The sequence below is a fragment of the Mesorhizobium sp. M1E.F.Ca.ET.041.01.1.1 genome (genome assembly GCF_003997355.1).
In the GTDB taxonomy this organism is placed as follows: domain Bacteria; phylum Pseudomonadota; class Alphaproteobacteria; order Rhizobiales; family Rhizobiaceae; genus Mesorhizobium.
In genome coordinates this window covers 1-889 of sequence record NZ_RZSL01001116.1, presented here as the reverse complement: position 1 = coordinate 889, position 889 = coordinate 1, and the positions used below count along the sequence as shown (strand labels likewise).

1 protein-coding gene is annotated in these 889 nt (G+C 70.1%); it reads left to right on the top strand.

The genetic code is table 11. The features are described from left to right. Positions 1–25: 25 nt before the first annotated feature. A partial coding sequence (locus tag EOA38_RS37785; RefSeq protein WP_189435234.1) for an FAD-dependent monooxygenase occupies positions 26–889 on the top strand: 864 nt, incomplete at its 3' end.

Sequence of the window (889 nt, the reverse complement as noted above, 5' to 3'; positions counted from 1 at the left end):
AGGAGGCCGCCTGAGGACAATGACGATGCCGATGACCCCGATTTCCCTTCCGCCCGTGCCCAAACGCACCCGCTACGACGCCATCGTCGTCGGCGCGCGCTGCGCCGGCGCCTCGACGGCCCTGCTGCTGGCGCGTGCTGGCCTGAAAGTGCTGGCAATCGATCGCAGGCCCTATGGCTCCGACACGCTGTCGACGCATGCGCTGATGCGGCCCGCCGTGCTGCAGCTTTCGCGCTGGGGCCTGCTGGAGCCGCTGCTCAAGGCCGGCACGCCGCTGATCGAGGCAACGACGTTCCACTATGGCGACGAGGAGATCACCATCCCGCTCAATGCCGGGCCTGACCTTCCCGGCCTGATCGCGCCGCGGCGCACCGTGCTCGACCGCATGCTCGTCGACGCCGCGCGCAATGCCGGCGCCGAGTTCCTGCACGACATGGCGGTCGGCGACCTCTTTGCCGACACGCGCGGACGCGTGCGCGGCGTCGAGATCCGCGGCGCCGGCCGCGCCGCCTTGCGGGTGAGCGCCGACATCGTGGTCGGCGCCGACGGCATCGGTTCGCTGGTCGCGAAATGCTGCGACGCGCAGGTGCTGCGAAGCGGTACCGTTTCGGCCGCCCATGTCTTTGGCTACGCGCCTGTCGAACCAAGGGGCGGCTACCAATGGTATTTCCGCGACGGCATCGCCGGATCCCTGATCCCGACCAATGACGGGCTGGCCTGCATCGTCGCTTCGGTGCCGACGCGGCTGTTCGACCAGCGCTTCCGCCTCCGCCACGGCGGGGCTCGCATGGAGGTGCTGGAGGCGCTTTCGCCGGCGCTTGCCGAACAGGCGAGCCGGGCGCCGAAGGATGTCCGCCTGCAGGCGTTCCGTGGCGTGCCGGGTTACATC